Origin of the sequence: Rhodococcus olei (assembly GCF_039540555.1) — a bacterium.
GTDB classification, from domain to species: domain Bacteria; phylum Actinomycetota; class Actinomycetes; order Mycobacteriales; family Mycobacteriaceae; genus Rhodococcus_G; species Rhodococcus_G olei.
In genome coordinates this window covers 1-865 of record NZ_BAABFB010000107.1, presented here as the reverse complement: position 1 = coordinate 865, position 865 = coordinate 1, and the positions used below count along the sequence as shown (strand labels likewise).

The following is an 865-nucleotide window of genomic DNA, read 5'->3' as shown; positions in this document are numbered from 1 at the left end:
AGTGAGTGCTTACGTCCCTGCCCTACCAGGAGCTCACTTGTCATCTTCACCTATCGCGCTGTGCCCGTCATGTCCTACCCCCGATCAGCTCGGTGGACACCGGTGCGCGGTGTACCCGTCATCGTCGGTGACCGACGCACAATGGACACTCCTCGAGCCCCTGCTCCCACCTTTCGGCAACACCGAAGGTCGAGGTGGGCGCCCCGAAAAGCACTGCCGTCGGGTAGTTCTCGACGCAATCTTCTATGTCGTACGGGGCGGCATCGCCTGGCGGCAACTGCCGTCGGAGTTCCCGCCGGCGACCACCGTGTGGGCCATCTTCGCCCGCTGGGTCCGGGCCGGGGTGTGGCAGCGCATCCACGACGCACTGCGTGACCGCACCCGCGTGCGGGACGGGCGCACTCCACTGCCGTCGGCCGCGATCATCGACTCCCAATCGGTGCAGGGAGCCGACACCGTACCGAGGTCGAGTCGTGGATTCGATGCGGGAAAGAAGACCAACGGCCGCAAACGGCACATCGCGGTCGACACCAACGGGTTGCTGCTGACGGTCGCGGTGACCATGGCCGGGATCCAGGACCGGGACGGCGCGGTGCGACTGTTGGCGGCGTTGCGTGCCCGGTTCTCCACCGTCGAGCTCGTGTGGGCCGACGGCGGCTACGCCGGACGGCTCATCGGCTGGACGAAATGTGTTCTCGCCCTGGTGGTCGAGATAGTCAAGCGCCCTGGCGATGTCACAGGGTTCAAGGTGCTTCCGCGCAGGTGGGTCGTCGAGCGGACCTTCGCGTGGATCTGTAAGCACCGTCGCTGTGTCCGGGACTACGAGACCCGGCCTGACCACCATGAAGCGATGGTCTACATCGCC

1 protein-coding gene is annotated in these 865 nt (G+C 66.0%); it reads left to right on the top strand.

All coding sequences use genetic code 11. The annotated features are described in order from the left end of the window. Window positions 1-109: 109 nt before the first annotated feature. On the top strand, window positions 110-865 hold a 756-nt coding region (locus ABD951_RS28525; protein WP_425569989.1), incomplete at its 3' end, for an IS5 family transposase.